The organism is Lysinibacillus phoenicis, assembly GCF_047238325.1.
GTDB classification, from domain to species: Bacteria; Bacillota; Bacilli; order Bacillales_A; family Planococcaceae; genus Lysinibacillus; species Lysinibacillus irui.
Genome location: NZ_JBDFMP010000002.1, coordinates 2,428,612 through 2,449,385 on the forward strand (window position 1 = coordinate 2,428,612; position 20,774 = coordinate 2,449,385).

Genomic DNA, 20,774 nt, shown 5'->3' on the forward strand with positions numbered 1-20,774 from the left:
TCAAATCTTAAAAACCAGCTATTATAAAAATGAAGATTTTCTTAAGGTTTTAGTTTTTTTCTTCCACCTAGTGTTAAAACAACAATACCTCCTAATAGCATTGCTACACCAAGCCAGGACACTATAGTTAAGTGTTCTCCAATCAAAAATACACCTAGTATGGCCGCAGTCAATGGTTCTGCCAATGAAAGGGTTACGGCTGTGGATGAACTAATTTTCTGCAGACCATTTAAAAACAGTAAATACGCTACGCTTGTACACATGATTCCCATGAACAGCATTGTCCATAAATTGTGTATGTTTACTAGCCAAGCAAATCCACTTTCTAAAGAAAACGGGAGTAAAAACAACGTACAAACCGAAAATGTCATAGCGACTGCTGGTAATGCATCTGCTTGTGCCATTAATTTTTTACTTATATTTGTATAAAATGCAAAGGATAAGCCTGCACAAAGCGCAAGGGCGAATCCACCAGCATGAACTATTTCATCCCCATTGCTCATAAATAATAAAAGACATCCGATGATGGCCATAAGTGTAGCAAGACCCCATATCAATGTGGGCCGCGTTTTCCAAACGATCCATTCTAAAATACCAGAAAACACTGGCGCACTCCCAATTGTTGCAACTGTTCCAATAGCAACACCTGTTAGACGTATTGATGAGAAGAAAAGTCCTTGGAAAAGGGCGATACTAGCCGCAGCTAAAATCGTCCATTTCCATGACCAATTTCGGAGGTCAATTTTTCGTAACAAAATAGCGATGGCTAATAATAGACCGCCACCAATGACAGAACGGATTGTGGCCACCGCAATCGGAGATATTCCTTGATCTAAAAACGATTGAGCCGTACCTGTCATGCCCCACAAAATGGCTGCAAGTAATACAAACAATGGATTTAACATTTTATCAATCATCCTCGCTTCATTACTTCATGATATTTATAATACATATTTATCCAAAATCAAACAATTACCATTTTATTTTATCTTTCATATAGCACAGTATGCTTTCTATTGAATGGACGTTATAATAAATACTGTAAAAGGAGCGAATCATATGTATAAAACAATTGCAGAGACAGCTATTGACCTTGGCATGCCTGAGGATCAAGTAATGCGTCTAGTATATGAGGGGCGCATCCGTTCAGTTTACGATGGACAACAAATTCTAATAAATAGCGGTCAATTTAGTACTTATTTTAAACAACTGGAACGAATTAAAGAGGAAATCGAAATTTGGCGATCTACCCCTATTCCAGAGGATATTGATGTGAAAGACGAGGATTAAAAAACCCCACCATTCATACAATTTAAACATTGTTGAATGGTGGGCTTCTAAATGAAATAAGTTAATTTAAATCGTTACAACAAATCCTGCTCTTTTCCCAATAATCTCGGCATAATCTTCTACCATGACACTAGCGGTAGGATACATTCCTGCTCCAGGACCTACTAATGTTAATGTGCCAATGTAGTTAGTCTCTAATGCCACTGCGTTGAACACATCATCGACTGGATAGAGTGGATGTTCTTTATCAACAAGTTGTGGACCAACTTTAGCGATAATTTTACCGTCAGCCAGTTTCTCCACTTCAGCTACATGGCGGTAACGCAAACCATTTTCACACGCTTCACGTACTTGTTCAGCCGAGATACTATCTATTCCAATGACCTCTACATCAGCCCAATCTGGCTGTTCTCCAAAAGCCAAAGCACTTAAAATCATTAATTTTTTAAAGGCATCCTGACCAGAAACATCATTATATGGATCTGCCTCAGCATACCCTAAGCTCTGTGCCTCTTTTAAAGCTGTTTCGAAAGACCAGCCCTGTGCACGCATTTTTGTTAAAATATAATTACATGTGCCATTTAAGACTCCTTGTATACGACTTACGTCATTAACAAGTAAAATATTTTTCATTGTTTTAATAACAGGTACGCCACCAGCAGTAGTTGCCTCATAGCCTACAAAAACACCATTTGCCTTTGCAAGATCCTGTAACTCTAAACCTCGTTTAGCAAACATCACTTTGTTGGCTGTAATAACATGGCATTTATGCTCAACTGCTCGCTTTAAATAACTGAATGCAGGCTCTTCATTTACAATTGCTTCAAACACAACCTGCATACCTGGTTCTGCTAAGACATCATCTATGCTCGTTGTCATCAAATGTGCTGTTCCTGGCACACGTTCACGACTAGCATCTGTCACTAAAATCTTCGCAACTTCTAATTCAATACCTAATTTATTTTTTAGCTCTTCTCGCTTTTCATTTAATATATGATAGATGCCCTGACCTACCGTTCCAAATCCTAAAATCGCTGCCTTTATAGTTGCCATTCTTGTTATTCCCTCCAACTTACATTCCGCAGTTTCATCAAAGCTAATTTCTCCATGGGGTTGTGTCATGATCATTTGACACCCACCGCAGGCTTTAGTCAACTCTTCTTCGTATGAGTTTTGCTATTTCAGTACGTGTAGCAACACACACAAATTCAAACAATTCAAAATTTAACTTAAAGAAAATTGTATCGCAAATACATACTTTTCACAAGAAAAATCTTTCTAGGAAGGACATTTGTTTTCTCTAGACGTGCAAAAGAAATCGGTTTCATTCCCCTTATTATACGTTTTTTCGATTAATCCATAAGATTTGAACAAAAATTGACTCTTTACATTTAAATAGATGAATGTCTTTCTTCTATTATATATGTATGCTTGGACACCTATAATCTTGTTATTATTTTAAGGACCTCTAAAGAAAAAACTCATTCCCTGTAGCAGTAGAGAATGAGCTTATATATGAGGGGGTTCAACTTGCTTTTGAAAGCAACTGATATCGATATTGTGTTAAAGCTTGTTGAACAAGACTAATTTCTTCTTCTTTAAAATTTGGGACTGCATATGTTCGTTCCACTAATTGAAAAGTACCATACTTTAAGTAAAACTCTGTCGCAGGAAGTGGAATATGGCTTACACCGTAATGTTTATATGCTTCGAAAACTTCCTTTATCGTATAGCTCTCCTCTTCAGCAACAACATGCTCTTGAAATGCTGTATGACCAAAGACTTGCTGCCATTTTCTTTCAACCGATGCAAGGAGGTGTTGGATGGATGAATTATTGACAAAAACATGCCCTTCATTTAGCTCATAAATTAGATAGGATGCAATGTTTTGTGCACTATAGATATTACCCATTTCAAACACTCCTTTATCATCAGTTTTTGGGAAGAGCAGTTACTGGCTAAGTAACTACTCTCCCACATCTATTCAAAAGTGGGGGAGCACTTATGAAAACATTACCTTTATAACAAGAATTTCGTACCCTTAACTTATTCCCTAGTATATAACAAGGATTTAACTAAGTCAATAATACATATAAAAATACTTGGTATTATTTTTCAAAAGGTTCTGATAATCAACAGAGACTTTACTCGACTGATGTAGTAACGTTAGAAGTATTACCAAATGAGGCAAATCGAATGAGAAAATACGTAAACGCTACAACATTCTCCCTTATGTTTTTACTTAAGCTTTTACTGTTTGTTCAGTTGCTGTTGCCTGCGTAATCGCTTGTTCTAGATCTGCAATAATGTCCTCTACTGCCTCTAAACCGATGGATAAGCGAATAAGCGATTCGGTTACTCCAGCTTGAACTAATTCATCTGCTGAGAGCTGTTGATGTGTAGTTGAGGCAGGATGAATAATTAATGACTTGGCATCTCCTACATTTGCTACATGTGAAAATAACTTCACGCTATCAATAAGCTTTCGTCCGGCTTCACGTCCACCTTTAATGCCAAATGTGAGCACTGAACCGAAGCCATTTCTTAAATATTTTTTCGCTAAATCATGTGTTGGGAAATCTTCTAAGCCATTATAATTTACATACTCCACAGATGGGTGGTTCTGTAAATATTCAGCCACTGCCAATGCATTTTCATTGTGTTTAGGGATACGCAAATGAAGCGTTTCTAAACCTTGTAACAAATTAAAGGCTGCGTCTGCGCTCAATGTTGGACCAAAATCACGTAATAGCTGTACGCGTAGCTTCGTAGCAAAAGCTGCTGAAGCCGTATCAATGCCGTAGCGTAAGCCATGGTAAGAAGCATCTGGCTCAGTAAAACCAGGAAAACGTCCGCTAGTCCAATCAAACTTACCAGCATCTACCACTACTCCACCTAAAGTTGTACCATGACCACCTATCCATTTAGTGGCTGAATGAACAACAACATCTGCACCATATTCAATAGGTGTTGAGCCATACGGAGAAGCAAACGTACTATCAATAATTAATGGTAAGCCATTCTCATGTGCAATTTTAGCTACCGCTTCAATATCTAAAACCTTTAAGCTTGGATTACCATAAACTTCAGCAAAAATAGCTTTTGTTTTATCGGTAATTGCAGCCCTAAAATTGTCTGGGTTTGTTTCATCTACAAAAATTGTATTAATACCGTAGTTTGGTAGTGTGTTAGCAAATAAATTATAAGTACCGCCATATAAAGAACTAGCTGCTACAATTTCATCACCAGCTCCAGCTAGGTTTAAAATGGAAAATGCGATAGCCGCTGCACCAGATGAAAGTGCTACTGCTGCTGTTCCACCTTCCAATAAAGCCACACGTTTTTCAAAAACATCAACAGTTGGATTTGTAATGCGTGTGTAAATGTTCCCTGCTTCTTCTAAGGCAAAAAGACGTTGCGCATGAGCAGTGTCTTTAAAAACGAATGCCGTTGAGCGATAGATGGGAACAGTTCGAGATCCTGTCACTGGGTCTGGTTCTTGACCACCATGTAACAACAATGTTTCTGGTTTAAAATTTGTCATTGTGTACCTCCAAATGGTTATTTTTTTACGATGGCACCGGAGATGAGGAGGATTTTTCTGTAGAAAACAAAAACCCTCTTCAGCTAAGAAGAGGGTTGCGGTTGCAAGTTTTCCTCCCCTTATCTGCCAGATCCAAGTAAGAATCTGTAGGAATTAGCACCTTAGTAAGTTCATCACTTACTGGTTGCCGGGCATCATAGGGCCTATCCCTCCGCCGCTCTTGATAAGAGTATGAGATTCAATTTCCATCGTTGTTACACAGTATAAACATAGAGTTTTTTTCTGTCAACATGTAAATTTTATTTTTTCCGAAACTTCTGTCTGCTCTTTTACGTACTATGAACGCATACACTATTTTAGAAAAAATTTTGAAGGGAGTATTTTTATGGTAAAAGCCGTGATTATTTTTCTCTTAGTTGGATATTTAATTGGCTGTATTCACGGCTCTAAAGTGGCACAATTTTTATCTGGGGTTGATTTAAAAAAAGCTGGCCATGGTAATGCTGGTGCATCCAATGCTACACTTTCCCTAGGCTGGAAATATGGCGTTTTAGTAGCTCTCATCGATATTGGTAAAGGTGTTGTAGCCATTATCGGCGCACACATTTATTTAGCAGATGCTATACATTTAACCGAAGGACAAATATGGCTTTTAACTTACATGATGGCTGCAGGGGTTATTTTAGGTCATAATTTCCCATTTTATATGGGCTTTAATGGTGGAAAAGGTACTGCTTCCATTATTGGCATTTTACTTGCTGTTGATTGGAAAATAGGTTTATTTGCACTTATTCTATTTGTCATTTTATCTTTCGCAACAAACTATTTAATTGTTGGAGTACTTGAGTTTTATCTCGTTTTTTGTACAGCAACTTATTTATGGATTCCTGGAATCGGTCCTACTGTTATTGCTGTCCTTCTATTTGGCATAGCGATTATTTTGCACATTGAAAATATTAAACGATTAGTAAATGGCACAGAGCCAAAAGTCACATCTGCATTTAAGAAAAAGAAATAAAGTTTTACATTTACAAACTATTTAAATATAACTACAAATCCCTCTTTATTCGATTTTGACAACAAAGCGTGCTATGCTCATGATATAGATAAGACACAAAGGAGAGAATATTTAAATGGTTAAAGAATTATTACGCAACCATTCCTCGGTTCGTATTTATGATGGCAATCCGATTTCAAGAGAAATCATCGAGGATTTAATTGCAACAGCACAAATGGCTGCCACATCACATTTTGTCCAAGCCTATAGTGTAATATGGGTAACAGATGCAGACAAAAAGGAGAAATTAGGATTACTCTCTGGTAACCCTCGTCAATATGAAACTTCTGGTGGTGCTTTTGTCTTTTGCGTTGACTTCAAGCGTCTTCAAATGGCTGGAAAACTAGAAGGTGTAGACATAGTTGCAGACTCTGCTGAAAATGTTCTAGTGGGTGTAGCTGATGTATCGTTGTTTGCACAGAACTTTGTGATCGCAGCAGAATCAATGGGGTATGGAATTTGCTATATTGGAGGGGTACGTAACAATCCTTCCGAAATAAGTGAATTATTTAATCTACCTGATCACGTTTTTCCTTTATTCGGCCTAACAATTGGCGTACCAGCACGACGCAATGAAGTCAAACCACGCTTACCTGTGTCTGCCGTATTACATGAAAACGGATACAATGTAGACAAGTATGATGAGCTTTTACCAGCTTATAATGAGACAATGGAGATGTATTATAATAACCGATCCTCAAATAGAAAAATTGATAATTGGACAAAACAAATGGCTGATTTTTTAGTCGAACAACGTCGACCTCATATCAAAGAGTTTTTAGCTACAAAAGGATTTAATTGGAAGTAATTAACTGATTACGCTCAGTGTAATTTACTATGAACTACCAAGAGACCTAATATTTATATTCAGTATCATAACGACTTATTGATTTTGTTTACTACTGCTAGTAAATGCAGCATGATTGTTTGAAGCTGGGGGAATGGAAATAAAATCCCTCCTGCCAACGTTCTTTTTATACTAGTGATTTTTTCAATAACATAATGGGGTTACTATCGTATGATAATAACCCCATTTTTTTCATAATATCATTACTTATCTATATTAAATCTAGTAATTTTGTCTCGATATATAGAGTAAAGACTGCTTCAAATTAAACGAAAAGACTCTTCCCATTTCCAGCTATTCCATTCATATTAATAAATGAACCCTATTGAAGAAAGGAGTTTTACTAACGATGTCTCATATCAATAAACATCTTGCTCATACCTTAGAACAACAGCATAAGAGAAGTGTAAGAGGTTTATTTTTAAAAATAGAAGAATTAAATAATGCGTGCACCGAGCTAAGAAAGCGGTTAGAGCCACGTGTTAATTTGACACTGTATAAAAATGCTATTGATTATGTTAATCAATTTGTTTCCCACACTTCTATTCTAAATTTGAAGTTTATTACAAATACCCAAAATCTAGAGGTGGCTGTCTTACATGCACTTCTATTATCCTATATTTTAGAAAATGAAGATGATCATTCTTTTGAATATGAAGATAGATTGCTACAAGACTATGTACAACAAATTTTTACTTTAAATGACCATGCAAGGACACTTTTTATGAACCATAGAGGCAAAATGCTTACCTCCATTCAAAAACAATCGACATAACAAAAGACGATCTTCGTTATCCTAAGATCGTCTTTTGTTTTTTATTGTAACCCTTTAATAATGAGGGATCGAACTGGTAAGAACTGTTCCCCTGTATCACCATACGTGATAATTACCTCATCACCTTCTTGTAAATAAATGGCTAGAGGTTCTGTTTCAGCACTGACTAAATAATTTTCACCATTGTTTAATAAGAAAGAAACTGTCGTAAAATCTCCTAAACGTTCCTTGTACACACGTAATACTTTCCCACTAGCTTGCTTCTCCTCAGCATTTGAACTACCGTCAACTGTATTTCCTCCACGGCTTAATGCAGTTTTATATAATTTTAGTGCCTCCTTAGGAGTAGTAGCATAAACGGAGATTTCAGGATTGGCAGCAGACACAATGAAATAGTTTTGTAAAAAGCCGTTGGAATCCAGCACCGCGGTTAGCCAGCTTGCTTCCCCATAAAAGTTATATAGCACTGGCATTTCACCAGTCCATTTTTTCTCAATAAATTTCTTCTCAATAATTTGTAAATTACCTTGTGAATCCATATAACTTGAATCTAAATTCCCTGTATAATATGTGGCTTCTCCTGTGCGTGCATTTGTTAAGGAATACCCTAGCATGGAATCTACGCCTTCTTTAGGACTTGTAAAATCTGTGAAGTAATACATATCACCCTTCTCATCGAAAATTGGGCTAACATTCGATTCTGTTCCTTCATCGGAAGGGATTTTTACATCCTTTTTACCAAACATACTGTTCCAAAAACCATGAACATAATTACCGAAATAACTATTTTGTAAGCTTACTGTCTCTGGAGATACTGCACCATCAATAAATTCAGGTATTTGGTCCAGTTTAAGCACCTCTGATTTCCCTGTCAGTGCATCTACTAAGACAATCCCTTTCACATCAAAGCCATTTCGTGCTGAAATAAATTCACCATAGGAACGAATGTAATAAGGCTTTCCGTCATCATCTACTTCTAGTTGAACATCCCCATAAAAAATAAGGAATGGATGTTGTAGGCGAATATGACGTTCTAAATTAGCATTTAGATAAGCAGAAGGAACATACTTCATTTCTTCTTTTACAAACTTAGGGTTATCCGCCGAATCTGTAGCACTCATTATAAAGTAGCCTGGTGTTGTATCACCATTCATCCATTTAAAGAACCCAGAAAACTCGACTGGTGCGATATAAACATATTCACCCTTCACCTTTTGAATTTGTAAACGTCCTAACTCATAGTAACTAGTATTTGGCACTTGACCGAATGCCTTTTTCATTTTATTACGAGCAAATTTTGGTGGGACACTCGCAGGTGTTTGTGTCTCATCGAAAGGTTTTATTTCAACCTCTTCCTTCATTTCTGAAGAATTAAATTTATCATTAGCATTCCATAAAGGTGCTGATAATACATAAACTGCTACACCTAAACTTGCTAAAAATAAAATTCCTTTAATCTTCCGTTCAATACCACTCGCAAGCAGAGCACCTGCTAGCGATAATAAAATTATTGCTGGCCAAAAAACAAGCCAATTTACATCAATTTTTGTTACATATAGTGTGATACCTGTGGCTAAAAATCCTAGCACAAAGATGCCAATAAAGAAATATCCGATCACCTTTCTCGATTTACCATCTTCTCGCTTCTTTGTAATAAGCGGTGTTACTAATACACTCGCGATTAATGCAATGACTGCAGAAGCTATCAGTAGCTTAGTCATTTGGTTCATCCTCTCTTCAACTTTCTGTCTACTTATTTACGGTTACATACTAAAAAAGTTTCATACATACGTTGTACAGAAAGGAATTCTACCATAAATATTGAATTTCAAAAGGAAAGGAGCTGAAAAATTTGTTTAAAAAAATATTAATAGGTTTCATAATCTTGTTTGGTCTTTATTATATTTTTCTTTTTTCCCATATTGCCGAAAGTTTAAAACTACTATTTAAAGTAATTCCAATGTTGTTAATCATTATTTTAGCTGCCGTTCAAAAACCATTACATATTAAAAAATACCAACTTTTAATTATTATTGGGCTTATTTTTTGTATGATTGGCGACTATACATTGCAGTGGTTTTTAATTGGGCTGACTAGCTTTCTTATTGGTCATGTCTTTTATATTTTTGCTTTCTCTACCACAAACGAACAGAAAGTACCAACCTGGGCTAAAATAACGCTACTACTTTACGGTGTCTGCATGGCCATATGGATTGCAGGTTCCGTCTTGAAAACAGGTGAAACAATACTTAGCATTGCCGTGATTGCCTATATTTCGGTGATTTTAACGATGGGCTGGACAGCTATAAGAACAGGCTCTAAATTTGCAATAATTGGGGCTCTGTTATTTATTGCTTCCGATTCCTATTTAGCTATTAATAAATTTGTTACACCACTAGCTTTTTCACATGAAGTAATTATGCTGACTTATTATAGCGCCCAAGTGTTTATTGCATTAAGTATCCTTCAATATTCCGAAATCCGAAGTAAAGTGGTACAATAATATCAATTATGACTTGGCATAGTTACGTCCGGAACTGGCTTTGTGATCGCACAAAGCCCGATTCCGTGACATCCATCAAAGGCTCAAATTTCTTTGAGCAAATTTTGGACACCCGCTAAAAAAATCAACGTACACAATAGGAGGCCATACTTATGAAAGAACAAGTAATTGAACGATTAATACGCTATGCAAAAATTGATACACAATCAGACTTCACAAGCGAAACTACTCCTTCTACACAAAAGCAATTTGACCTACTACATGTTTTAAAAGATGAGCTAGCCGAGATTGGTTTAACAGAGATTACATTAGATGAAAATGGCTATTTATTTGCTTCATTAGAGGCAAATACAGATAAAAATGTACCTACTATCGGTTTTTTAGCACATGTTGATACAGCTACAGACTATACAGGTACCAATGTAAATCCACAGCGTGTAGATAACTATGATGGCGGAGACATTCAATTAAATGAAAATTTAGTCATGTCCCCTACAGATTTCCCAGAGCTTAAAAATTACGTGGGTCAGACCCTTATTACAACAGATGGTACTACATTGCTAGGGGCTGATGATAAAGCCGGTATTGCTGAAATCATGACAGCAATGGAGTACCTCATTAAAAATCCTACTATTAAACATGGTAAAATTCGTGTAGCTTTCACACCAGATGAAGAAATTGGTCGTGGGCCACATAAATTTGATGTAGCTGCTTTTGGAGCAGACTATGCCTATACGATGGATGGCGGACCACTTGGTGAGTTACAATATGAGAGCTTCAATGCGGCAGGTGTAAAGGTTGTTACAAAAGGAACAAGTGTACATCCTGGTTCAGCAAAAAATAAAATGGTCAATGCTATTACAATGGCAATTGCCTTCCAAAATGAAATGCCGGCTGAAGCAGTTCCTGAAAAGACAGAAGGTTATGAAGGTTTCATTCATTTAATGGGCTTTAAAGGGGCTCTTGAACATACAGAGCTTTCCTATATCGTGCGTGACCATGATCGCCAAAAATTCGAAGAGAAAAAACAATTAATGCGTGATGCTGCAGCTAAAATTCAAGCACAATTTGGAGAACATGCTTTAAGCATTACAATTGAAGATCAATACTATAATATGGGCGAAAAAATTGAGCCTGTAAAAGAAATTGTTGATATTGCACGTGCTGCAATGGAAAAATTAGATATTACACCTAATACTTTGCCGATTCGTGGGGGTACAGATGGCTCACAATTATCTTATATGGGCTTACCAACACCAAATATTTTCGCTGGCGGCGAAAATATGCATGGGAAATTTGAATATGTATCTGCTGAAACAATGGAAAAGGCAACACAAGTTATTATTGAAATTGTTCAGCTATTTGAACAACAAGCAAAATAATAGGTATGTATTAGTGATCCACCCACTCACCTGTTAAAATGTCACAGATTGATTAAACTCAAAAAAATCTGGACTCGATGGGACATAATTGATAATGTTATAGTTACGAAGAAAGGTTTTTTCCTTTCTTCGTAATTTTTTCAGCATTAATTACTGAATTTTCTAATTACATAAAAGAATCTAAAACTAAAATTGAGGTGATTTTATGAAAGAAATTGCATTAGGCATTTTAGCATCACTTTTCTTTGCCGTGACCTTTATTTTAAATCATGCAATGGAAATGCAAGGTGGTAGCTGGCTATGGAGTGCGTCACTTCGATACTTTTTCATGCTACCCTTCTTACTCATCATCGTTTTTTATCGGAAAGGCTTTACTCAGTTATCTGGAGAAATGAAAGCACAGCCTATAGCATGGCTACTTTGGAGCTTCGTGGGATTTGTCTTATTCTATGCACCATTAACATTTGCTGCAGCATTTGGTCCAGGTTGGCTCGTATCTGGCACGTGGCAATTTACTATTGTTGCTGGTGTATTATTAGCTCCCCTCTTCGTTTCAGTTATTGCTGGTAAAACAGTGCGCCAAAAAATCCCTTTCATTTCTCTTCTTATTTCTTGTGTCATTTTAGTAGGTATTCTGCTAATACAAATACCGCAGGCACAATCCGTTTCATTTAGAAGTTTAATGCTTGGTATTTTACCTGTCATCGTCGCAGCATTTGCTTACCCTCTTGGAAATCGCAAGATGATGGAAGTTTGTGGGGGACGGATCGATACCTTTCAGCGTGTACTAGGCATGACGATTGCTTCATTGCCAGCATGGATCATCATGGCTATTTATGCCATATTTACTGTCGGCCTGCCTTCAGCAAGCCAAATGTTCCAATCGTTACTTGTTGGCATTAGCTCTGGAGTCATTGCAACCATATTATTTTTTATCGCAACAGACCGCGTAAGAGACCATCAAGGCAAATTAGCTGCAGTTGAGGCTACACAATCAACTGAAATTCTTTTTGTTATAATCGGTGAAGTATTATTATTAGGAATTGCCTTCCCTAACCCGCTTGCATTAGCAGGTCTTGGTGTCATCATTGTGGGCATGTTACTACATAGTTACTATACAATGATACTTGGGAGAAAAAACGCTGTTCAGCAAACTACTTCTTCGTAACATTTCACTGTGGGCGGAAGTTTTCGTTGGTCACAGATGTCATCGTCGTTCTTCCAATTCAGATCAAGAACCAAGATGCACATTTCCGTGTTAATCTTCTAATGATGAATAACTCCTCTAGTGGTTGCCATAGTAATTACAACAATGCGCAATGATTTTCAAAAAAAGACGACTCCATTCTAAAATTAGAATGAGTCGTCTGAGATTTTCACGTTCCCAAAAAATGAGGGGGGTTTTAGGAGCGTAATCATGAACTAGCAAACTTCTGGAGAAAAGTAGCTAAAGTTCATCCTCTCTACACTGTATTGTAGAGGAGGAATAATCTTTATACGATAATGATAATCATTATCAATTAAATTGTCAACAATTATCTAATAATTTTTTTCTTTTTTTAAAAAGATTTTTTTAACGAACGTCGATATTGCCATTGCTTCAGTTGAAAATGAAGAAAACAACCTATACAAAAACCGGCAATTGCGATGGATGAGGCTATTGCAACCATACCAGTAAAGATATAGCCTAGGACCTGCCAATCTAATAGATATCCTATTAAACCGGCTGCTAAACAAAAGCTAGCAATGCTGGAATTAAATTTCTGTTGTTGTGCATCCTCTGGTATATAGGCAGAAGGAGCTTTTTTTAAAAACAGCCTCCCAACGCGAATAATTGGGTTATAGTTGAATAAAAGGCCTAGTAAATTTGCAGCAAGAGGAATAACTAATAGCCATGTAACTCCGGTTATCCATGTAAAAATCACACTTAAAAGAATAGTCCATTGATTTAATCGAACTAGCGGTCTTGGAATGGCAAAAACCTGTGACATTATAAACCCTACCTTTCTTATATGTTTAATGTATTTTACTATATGGCATACTATTTGTGAAGCAAAATTGATTACTTTATAATGAAATTAACAGAAGTTCTAAGAAAAGAGGATTACCATGCCAGCTTTAACGATGGATCAAGTTCAACAATTAAACTCCTATAGTATTTATACAACTGAGCCTAAGCGGACTTTATTTACATTAGCTGATATACATAAAGACTTTTACCACCCTGATTTTTTAAATCTCATGATGGGTATAACTGATGCCGCAACAGAAACTGCCGCTATTTCTCACTTTGCACGCCGCTATGGTATGTTTTTTGCTATGCAATTTTATATGCTTGCCGCTTATGACGAAGTATGGGATGGTAAGCCACTTGAATTGCGTTTCGATGCGGCCAAGGAATTCAATAGTTTTACCGTTGCCATGTTCGCTAATCCAAATGATTGGCGTTATGTCGATGAAGATGAGCGTCAAACAGTCATAGAGAAAATCCTTTACGATGGGCATGTAATTGTCCAACAACTAAGGAAAGTAACATCGATTTCCCCTCTTACCATTTGGGAAAATTTCTTCGGATATTTGCTATGGCACTATCATGTATTGTTATCTAATCCTGGTTTAGCTGATCAAGCTATGGAGGATATTGAAATTTTAGAGGACCCTAAAACATGGGCACGCTTCTCCAACAAATCTTGGTGGGCACAATATACAGGTGGTCAAAGCCCCACAAATTTAATCAATTTGCCTGTAAGAAAATCATGTTGTTTTTCTAAAGATATCCCTGGCTTAATGGCCTGTGGTTTTTGCCCAATGAAGAAATAACTTAGAGCCTCGTAAAAAAGCCTTACCCTTCACAAAACTTTTGTGTCAGGTAAGGCTTTTACTTTATTTTTCGTATACAACAAACCAATCATTGTTATCTTCATACATAGTCGTACCAAGGAAACCTTGTTTTAAGAGTTGCTGTTGTCCAGCTATATCTCCCATTGATAGTACTTGTTTTTCAGTAAATACTGGGGACAAATCTTGTCTTAAATCTTTATAGAAAATATAACGCAGCTTATCTACGTACTTAATTTTCAAGCCTTTAATTAAGAGGTCTTGCGAGAATTTATCCTTTAAACTCGGAATATTATATGGCTTTACGGTTGAGCAAACATAATCATATTTTTTTAAATCGATGCTATTCATCACTACAGTAGCTAATGTTTTCTGTAAGCCATAACCGCGATACTTTGGTGAAACATTGGAAATTTCTTGATATAAAACACGTTGAAAATCCTTCTCCTCAATTCCACAATCATAGCCAAGATGCTCTTCATCAATAGGTGGATTTAACAGTGCTCGAAAGGCAATCAATTGATCCTCAACATAAGCACCAATCATCATTCCATTGCCATCTAAAATATACTCAAATTCCTCTGTACTTAATGGCTGTAAAATACTTTGATCTGTTAATGCCTCATAGACCTCATGCTGCAGCTCCTCAATTTGTTGTATATGCTGAGGCGTTAATTTTGTAACAAAAAAAGGTGTCTTACCAAGCATACCTTCATAAATCTTTTCCATTTTACGCCTCCTTAAGCAGTTACAACTGTTGAAAATTTACATAATTCCTTTATTACATCTTCATCTACATCTATACCTAAGCCTGCTTCTTCGTTTAAGCAAATAAATGGAACATCATAATGCAGGTTGCCCACATCTTTAGAGAATTTTAATGGGCCTGTTAGTTCAACACTTGTCATAATTTTCTTCGAGAAAGCTACATGGAAACCTGCAGCAGAACCAACAGATGATTCAACCATAGAACCAATTTGACACTCTATACCTGCCATCTCTGCCATAACAGCAAGCTTCATAGCAGGGTAGATGCCTCCACACTTCATTAATTTAATATTCACTTTATCCGCTGCACGCTTAGCAATAATTTCACGCATTTCACGTACGCCACGAAGACCTTCATCAATCATTAATGTCACATCAGATTTTGATTTAATTTCTACCATTCCATCAATATCTTCGCTATCTACTGGCTGCTCTAACCAATCGATATTTAAATCCTTCATTGCACGTAATCCTTGTAAAGTAGTTGCTGCATTCCCCCACCCTTGATTTACATCCACACGGATAGCAATGTCTTCACCTACTCGTTCACGTACCGCTTTAATACGAGCAACATCTTTCATTACCTCTGTACCTACCTTCATCTTAAAGGAACGATAGCCCATTTCAACTCGATTAGCAGCCTCTTCAGCCATTGCTTCAGGAGCACCAATACTTAGTACATGAGTGATTGGGAATTTTTCATGATAACGACCGCCTAAAAGCTGATATACAGGTACGTTTAATGCTTTCCCAGCGATATCGAAGCAAGCGATATCTATAGCTGCTTTGGCAGCAGGTACATCTTTCACCACTTTGTTCATTTTATCGTGTAGTTTTTCAAAGGCCATTGGATTTTCCCCGATAATCGCAGGGGCAAGTTGATGTTTCAGTACGGCATAAGTACTTTCCCATGACTCACCTGTTACATGCTCATCAGGTACAGCTTCTCCATACCCGACAATACCTGTATCAGTTGTTACTTTTAAAATAATAGAAGGCATTGTATCATATGTAGCATAACTAATGATAAATGGATCAATTAGCGGTAAATGTATAGCAAAAATTTCTACTTGTTGGATTTTCATCATAATCAGTCTCCTCTGTCGTTAAAGTTGTCGCTAATACGTCGCTAAATATTTAAAAAAATAGAAAAGGAACGATGCCCATGTCTACCAAAATAGCGATTATTTGTTCTAAAGCATTTATGAAGCGTATTATTAGTATCGCACAAAACGTAACCGATATTCAATTAGAATTTTATCTTTACAGGCATCCATCTGAAGCACCTACTTTGGTAAAGCAAATTAAACCATGTGATGCACTGCTATTTGGAGGTACATTACCCTATTTGCATGCTCAATCTTTACTTTCAGAAATACCCATACCTTGGAATTATATTAAACAAGATGAAACAGCCATCTCAACAACTTTTTTATCGCTAGTAGCTAAACATACTGTTCCCATCGACAGAATTTCCATTGATGTTATGAATCCAGCCTTTGTTGATAATGTTTTAGCAGAAATAGAGTATACGGGCGAAAAGCCACACGTTCAGCACATATCGATTACGGAACCGACCGAGAATATTTTACAGCGTCACATGGCCTTATGGAATACCAAAAGCATTGATTTTGTCATCACAAGTATTCATAGTGTTTTTGATGAATTACAAGCACTTCAAATACCAGCAATGCGCATGTTAGATACAAAAAATTCCATCATTCAATGTCTTGAAGAAACTAAATCAAAATCATTATTAACAAAATCAGAATCGTTTAAGGCTGTTGTGGGTCTATTAGAAATTCCAAAAGATTCATCTATAGAATCAACTATTTTAAGTCAAATTGCAAAGGCAACCTTTTCAACTTATAAGCAAATATCAGCGCATACCTTTGAGTTATATACAACAGCTGGACATCTACAAAATGCTCTAGAAAAGGAAAACCTGGAAGAGCTCATACAGCAAATCGAACAACCATTTAAACTAGCATTTGGCTATGGGCACTCCATTCTGGAAGCCACACAAAATGCTCAATATGCTTTAACATTTGCTAAACCTTCCGAAATCTATATTCTCGATGAACATAAAAGTCTATTAGGGCCTTTTCCTAATTCTAAAGGTAAAGTTTCTTTAAAAACAGATGATCCTTACGTTTTACAAATGGCAAAACTTACCAGCCTTAGTCCGTTAAATATTTCTAAACTAATTAATTTTAGTCATGAACGTCAATCGGCACAATTTACTTCACAAAATCTTGCTGAATATTTGCAGGTAACTCGACGTACAACAGAACGTATTATCAAAAAATTAGTTGATAATGGCTATGCAAAAGTTGTAGGTGAAGAGATGACTCATCAACAAGGTCGCCCCCGCACTATTTATGAATTGAATTTTGCAACCTATTAAATAGAATTCTCGCAGACCTCATAATCTGCGAGAATTTTCTTTGAACTTGTAAGATAAAGATAATTTTAAAAATTAGTCTACCATTACCATGTTATCAGCATCATTAAATTCTTGTTCTTTTTTACGTTGCTCCGCAGCTTCTATTTCCTCTGGAGTCAGCTTAACAATCGCAAAGCCAATATATGCATAAATAATTGAAATGATTGGTACAACAAAATTAATAATAGCATATGGTGCATATTCCATAGCTCCTACACCTAAAGTGCCTAAAATAAACACACCACATGTGTTCCAAGGGAAAAATACAGATGTTAATGTTCCCCCATCCTCTAATGCACGGGATAAGTTTTTAGAATGTAAACCACGTTGTTGATAAACACCTGCAAACATACGTGAAGGAACAACAATGGAAATGTATTGCTCAGAACATGTTGCATTTGTTGTAATACATGCAGCAATCGTTGAAGCGACAAGGCTACCTGTAGATTTAGCGAATTTTAACACAAGATTCATGAGAGCCTTTAACATACCTGAATATTCTAACACTCCACCAAATGTCATCGCTACAATTGTCATTGAAACCGTATTCATCATAGAGTCTAAACCACCACGATTAAATAGGTCGTCAACCATATGATTGCCTGTAGAAATTTCAAATCCTGCTTGAAGTGCATGAACAGCACTAGTTGCAGTACCACCTTGCACAAAAATTTGTAGCAAGAAACCTGAAACAATCCCGATAATTAAAGCTGGTATAGCCGGAACCTTTCTTGCCACTAATACAATAACACCAACTGGTACAAGTAATAACCAAGGTGAGATGACAAAGCTTTCTTCCATTACTTTTAGTGTTGTTAAAATTTCTTCTGATTGCATTGATATATCAGCAAATTTTCTTCCCATAATACCGAAAGCAACTAAAGCAATAACTAATGCAGGTATTGTCGTATATAACATATGCTTAATGTGGTCAAACAAGTTAGTTCCTGTTAAGCCTGCCGCTAGATTCGTTGTATCTGACAGCGGTGACATTTTATCACCGAAGTATGATCCTGAAATAACTGCACCAGCAATCATGGCAGCTGGGATACCCATACTTAAACCAATACCCATACCTGCGACACCAATTGTAGCCATCGTCGACCATGAACTACCAATAGCTAATGACACGATTGAACATAATAGCATGATTGTCACTAAGAACCAAGCTGGAGAAATTAATTTTAAGCCGTAGAAAATCATTGTTGCTACGACTCCTCCGCCAATCCATGCGCCAATTGTCAAACCAACTAAAATAATAATGACAACTGCTGGTAATGCAAGACGTATACCCTTATACATCATTTCTTCAATTTCAGACCACTTATATCCATGTATTTTGGCAACAATTGCTGCTACAGTTGTGCCAACAATTAATGGTACGTGAGGACTTTGCTCTAATACAACTACTGTAATCAACATTGTAATAATCATAATTGCAAATGTGAGAAGTGCCCAAAATGCACTAATTTCTTTTTTCATCGTCCCATCCCCTTTTTTTGCACCAAATCCCTTTTAGGTTTTATAAAGACGCAAATAATTTTTTACGTTTTTTAGCTTAATATTCAAAAAATTAAAAGTCAACGCAAAAAAATTATGCTTCTCAAGCAAATCCCTTTATTTAAGCGTAATAAAACGCTTTCAAGTAGCATTAAAAAACCATGCAAACCCTTGAATATCCATGCATTTCAAAAAATGTTCATGCAAAAAAAGCTATATGAAAAAATAATTACATTTTTTCATATAGCTTAAATTTTTTTATTCAGGTTTTTTCTCTAATACACACGCAAGTACTTTTGCAGCATCTATCAAAGCACTTCGATCAAATGTCATCTTAGGATGATGTAAACCTGGCGTTAAGTTTGCCCCAATTCCAATCATCGCCGCTTTTAGTTCTGGTTTTTTCACAGTATAAAAATGGAAATCATCACTTCCCGGTGTAGTTATTTCATCCGCTAAATGTTCCTCACCTAATGTCTCGATTATCGCATCCTTTGCCATTTTTGCAGCAATTGGTGAAACTTCAGCACCTGGTGTGAAATCTAACCAATTCCACCCCATATCAATATCAAATTGTTGCTGTATTGATTTTAAACCAGTTTCAATTTTACTACGGAGCAATTCGAGCTGTTGATTATGCTGTGCGCGAATATCCATGGAAAAGCTTGCATTACCGGGAATAATATTTGTACTACCACCATCAGCAATAATTTTTGTTAGTTTGGCGGAGTGCGGTTCAAATGGTGATAAATGAATACTGTGTAGCATTTGTTGTACAGCCATAATGACGTCAATGGCATTTTTACCTTGATGTGGTCTTGCACCATGCGCATCAATCCCTTGAATAGTACCCTCTAAAAAATAAGCAGCACCGTGATGGATAGCTGGCGAAATTTTTCCAAGCGGCAATTCTTCAATTGGTCTTAAGTGCACACCAAATAAATGTGTTACCCCATCAACTGCTCCTCGATCAAAGGCTGCACAAGCACCATTTCCTAATTCCTCAGCAGGCTGGAAAATGAAACGAACACGATGCTTTAACGGACGATCTTTCAGTAGTAATAAGGAACCAAGAACCATTGTCATATTAGCATCATGGCCACAAGAGTGATTGGCCTGCCATTTCCCATCAACTTCTTGCCATAAAGCATCGATATCAGCACGTACAGCAACGATTTCATCACCTGTCCCAATCTCAGCTATTAAACCAGGGACATCTCCTAATAAACGGTAAGTAACCTGTAACTCATCTAGTATCGAAGCAATTTTTTTAGTTGTCTCGAACTCTTTCCAGCTTACTTCTGGATATTTATGAAAATGATCAAACCATTGATAAATCGTTTCTTCTACTGTTATAGCTTTTGACATAACTACACCTCTATACGCATTTTTGTTTCCCATTATACATGAATCTATTTCAGAAAAGTACATATGTCTTTGGACCTAAACAAAATATAATAATGATCTTATCTATAATATGCTTAGAGAAAGGTGTTTACGCCTTTACGTAAATGCGTCGAGTTTTTTTGAACATTTAGCGGAGCAATTAAGATAAAAATCGAGGCTTACAATGCAATAGGCTATGTTAAAAGTTAATATCACTTTCAACATAGCCCATCAAAAAAACATTATAAACTTGTAAAAAATCCTTCGGGATATTCTTCATACTGAATGTCCGCCATTTGCTCCTCATTGTTCTCTTCCTCTTGATGTGACTCAAACTCTTGATCCATTAAATAGGTCTCAAATTTAGAATTTAATAGTTTACCCATTGTATCACTCCTAATTTAATTGAATTTTCTGATAAAAGAATTATACAATAGG

General features: G+C 36.5%; 20 protein-coding genes and 1 riboswitch. Of the genes, 9 read left to right on the forward strand and 11 right to left on the reverse strand.

Annotated elements, in window-relative coordinates; translation table 11 throughout:
- Positions 1–41 precede the first annotated feature (41 nt).
- Positions 42–905, reverse strand: a complete 864-nt coding sequence (locus tag ABC382_RS13525; RefSeq protein WP_412926931.1) for a DMT family transporter — start codon at positions 903–905, stop codon at positions 42–44.
- A 154-nt stretch (positions 906–1,059) separates the two neighbouring features.
- Here ABC382_RS13525 and ABC382_RS13530 point away from each other — a divergent pair, with 154 nt between their 5' ends.
- Positions 1,060–1,290, forward strand: a complete 231-nt coding sequence (locus tag ABC382_RS13530; RefSeq protein WP_274795405.1) for a MerR family transcriptional regulator — start codon at positions 1,060–1,062, stop codon at positions 1,288–1,290.
- Positions 1,291–1,356: 66 nt separating this feature from the next.
- Here the strand turns inward: ABC382_RS13530 and ABC382_RS13535 are convergent, their stop codons facing one another.
- The 3 genes from ABC382_RS13535 to ABC382_RS13545 form a co-directional block, all read right to left on the reverse strand.
- The gene (locus tag ABC382_RS13535) at positions 1,357–2,343 is read right to left on the reverse strand and encodes a homoserine dehydrogenase (RefSeq protein ID WP_274797254.1); all 987 of its coding nucleotides are present in this window, start codon (positions 2,341–2,343) and stop codon (positions 1,357–1,359) included.
- A 472-nt stretch (positions 2,344–2,815) separates the two neighbouring features.
- Positions 2,816–3,202 carry a hypothetical protein gene (locus ABC382_RS13540; RefSeq protein WP_341385480.1) on the reverse strand — a complete coding sequence of 129 codons (387 nt, stop codon included), beginning with the start codon at positions 3,200–3,202 and terminating at the stop codon, positions 2,816–2,818.
- Between the two features lie 330 nt (positions 3,203–3,532).
- The gene (locus ABC382_RS13545) at positions 3,533–4,834 is read right to left on the reverse strand and encodes an O-acetylhomoserine aminocarboxypropyltransferase/cysteine synthase family protein (protein WP_412926932.1); all 1,302 of its coding nucleotides are present in this window, start codon (positions 4,832–4,834) and stop codon (positions 3,533–3,535) included.
- 116 nt (positions 4,835–4,950) lie between these two features.
- Positions 4,951–5,064, reverse strand: a riboswitch (SAM riboswitch).
- A 155-nt stretch (positions 5,065–5,219) separates the two neighbouring features.
- Between ABC382_RS13545 and ABC382_RS13550 the strand changes: the two genes are divergently transcribed.
- From ABC382_RS13550 to ABC382_RS13560, 3 genes are all read left to right on the forward strand, one after another.
- A complete protein-coding gene (locus tag ABC382_RS13550; RefSeq protein WP_274795402.1) occupies positions 5,220–5,852 on the forward strand; it encodes a glycerol-3-phosphate acyltransferase in 633 nt (210 codons plus the stop codon).
- Between the two features lie 115 nt (positions 5,853–5,967).
- A complete protein-coding gene (gene chrR / locus ABC382_RS13555; RefSeq protein WP_274795401.1) occupies positions 5,968–6,699 on the forward strand; it encodes a class II chromate reductase ChrR in 732 nt (243 codons plus the stop codon).
- Positions 6,700–7,087: 388 nt separating this feature from the next.
- Positions 7,088–7,513 carry a hypothetical protein gene (locus tag ABC382_RS13560; protein WP_274795400.1) on the forward strand — a complete coding sequence of 142 codons (426 nt, stop codon included), beginning with the start codon at positions 7,088–7,090 and terminating at the stop codon, positions 7,511–7,513.
- A gap of 41 nt (positions 7,514–7,554) precedes the next feature.
- On the opposite strand, the gene ABC382_RS13565 is transcribed toward ABC382_RS13560, so the two are convergent.
- A complete protein-coding gene (locus tag ABC382_RS13565) occupies positions 7,555–9,234 on the reverse strand; it encodes a hypothetical protein (RefSeq protein ID WP_274795399.1) in 1,680 nt (559 codons plus the stop codon).
- A gap of 131 nt (positions 9,235–9,365) precedes the next feature.
- On the opposite strand from ABC382_RS13565, the gene ABC382_RS13570 reads away from it, so the two are divergent.
- The 3 genes from ABC382_RS13570 (at position 9,366) to ABC382_RS13580 (ending at position 12,566) form a co-directional block, all read left to right on the forward strand.
- A complete protein-coding gene (locus ABC382_RS13570) occupies positions 9,366–10,016 on the forward strand; it encodes a lysoplasmalogenase (RefSeq protein ID WP_274795398.1) in 651 nt (216 codons plus the stop codon).
- A gap of 152 nt (positions 10,017–10,168) precedes the next feature.
- The gene (gene pepT / locus ABC382_RS13575) at positions 10,169–11,398 is read left to right on the forward strand and encodes a peptidase T (RefSeq protein ID WP_274795397.1); all 1,230 of its coding nucleotides are present in this window, start codon (positions 10,169–10,171) and stop codon (positions 11,396–11,398) included.
- 205 nt (positions 11,399–11,603) lie between these two features.
- A complete protein-coding gene (locus ABC382_RS13580; protein ID WP_322604855.1) occupies positions 11,604–12,566 on the forward strand; it encodes a DMT family transporter in 963 nt (320 codons plus the stop codon).
- Between the two features lie 391 nt (positions 12,567–12,957).
- Here ABC382_RS13580 and ABC382_RS13585 read toward each other — a convergent pair whose 3' ends face one another.
- Positions 12,958–13,389, reverse strand: a complete 432-nt coding sequence (locus ABC382_RS13585; RefSeq protein WP_322604856.1) for a DUF4395 domain-containing protein — start codon at positions 13,387–13,389, stop codon at positions 12,958–12,960.
- Between the two features lie 118 nt (positions 13,390–13,507).
- Between ABC382_RS13585 and ABC382_RS13590 the strand changes: the two genes are divergently transcribed.
- Positions 13,508–14,218, forward strand: coding sequence for a Fe-S oxidoreductase (locus ABC382_RS13590; protein WP_322604857.1), 711 nt, complete (start codon positions 13,508–13,510; stop codon positions 14,216–14,218).
- Between the two features lie 63 nt (positions 14,219–14,281).
- Here the strand turns inward: ABC382_RS13590 and ABC382_RS13595 are convergent, their stop codons facing one another.
- Both ABC382_RS13595 and ABC382_RS13600 read right to left on the reverse strand, forming a co-directional pair.
- Positions 14,282–14,965 (reverse strand): GNAT family N-acetyltransferase, encoded by a 684-nt coding sequence (locus ABC382_RS13595; RefSeq protein ID WP_322604858.1) that lies wholly within the window; start codon positions 14,963–14,965, stop codon positions 14,282–14,284.
- Positions 14,966–14,976: 11 nt separating this feature from the next.
- A complete protein-coding gene (locus ABC382_RS13600; RefSeq protein ID WP_274797253.1) occupies positions 14,977–16,089 on the reverse strand; it encodes a mandelate racemase/muconate lactonizing enzyme family protein in 1,113 nt (370 codons plus the stop codon).
- 80 nt (positions 16,090–16,169) lie between these two features.
- On the opposite strand from ABC382_RS13600, the gene ABC382_RS13605 reads away from it, so the two are divergent.
- Positions 16,170–17,411: a helix-turn-helix domain-containing protein gene (locus tag ABC382_RS13605; RefSeq protein WP_274795392.1), complete on the forward strand. Its 1,242-nt coding sequence runs from the start codon at positions 16,170–16,172 to the stop codon at positions 17,409–17,411.
- Positions 17,412–17,483: 72 nt separating this feature from the next.
- Here the strand turns inward: ABC382_RS13605 and nhaC are convergent, their stop codons facing one another.
- The 3 genes from nhaC to ABC382_RS13620 all read right to left on the reverse strand — a co-directional run bounded on the left by nhaC (position 17,484) and on the right by ABC382_RS13620 (position 20,722).
- On the reverse strand, positions 17,484–18,932 hold the full coding sequence (nhaC, locus tag ABC382_RS13610; protein WP_274795391.1) for a Na+/H+ antiporter NhaC: 1,449 nt from the start codon (positions 18,930–18,932) through the stop codon (positions 17,484–17,486).
- 276 nt (positions 18,933–19,208) lie between these two features.
- Positions 19,209–20,318 carry an amidohydrolase gene (locus ABC382_RS13615; RefSeq protein WP_274795390.1) on the reverse strand — a complete coding sequence of 370 codons (1,110 nt, stop codon included), beginning with the start codon at positions 20,316–20,318 and terminating at the stop codon, positions 19,209–19,211.
- A 260-nt stretch (positions 20,319–20,578) separates the two neighbouring features.
- Entirely contained in the window at positions 20,579–20,722 is a 144-nt protein-coding gene (locus ABC382_RS13620) for a hypothetical protein (RefSeq protein WP_322604859.1), read from the reverse strand.
- Positions 20,723–20,774 lie beyond the last annotated feature (52 nt).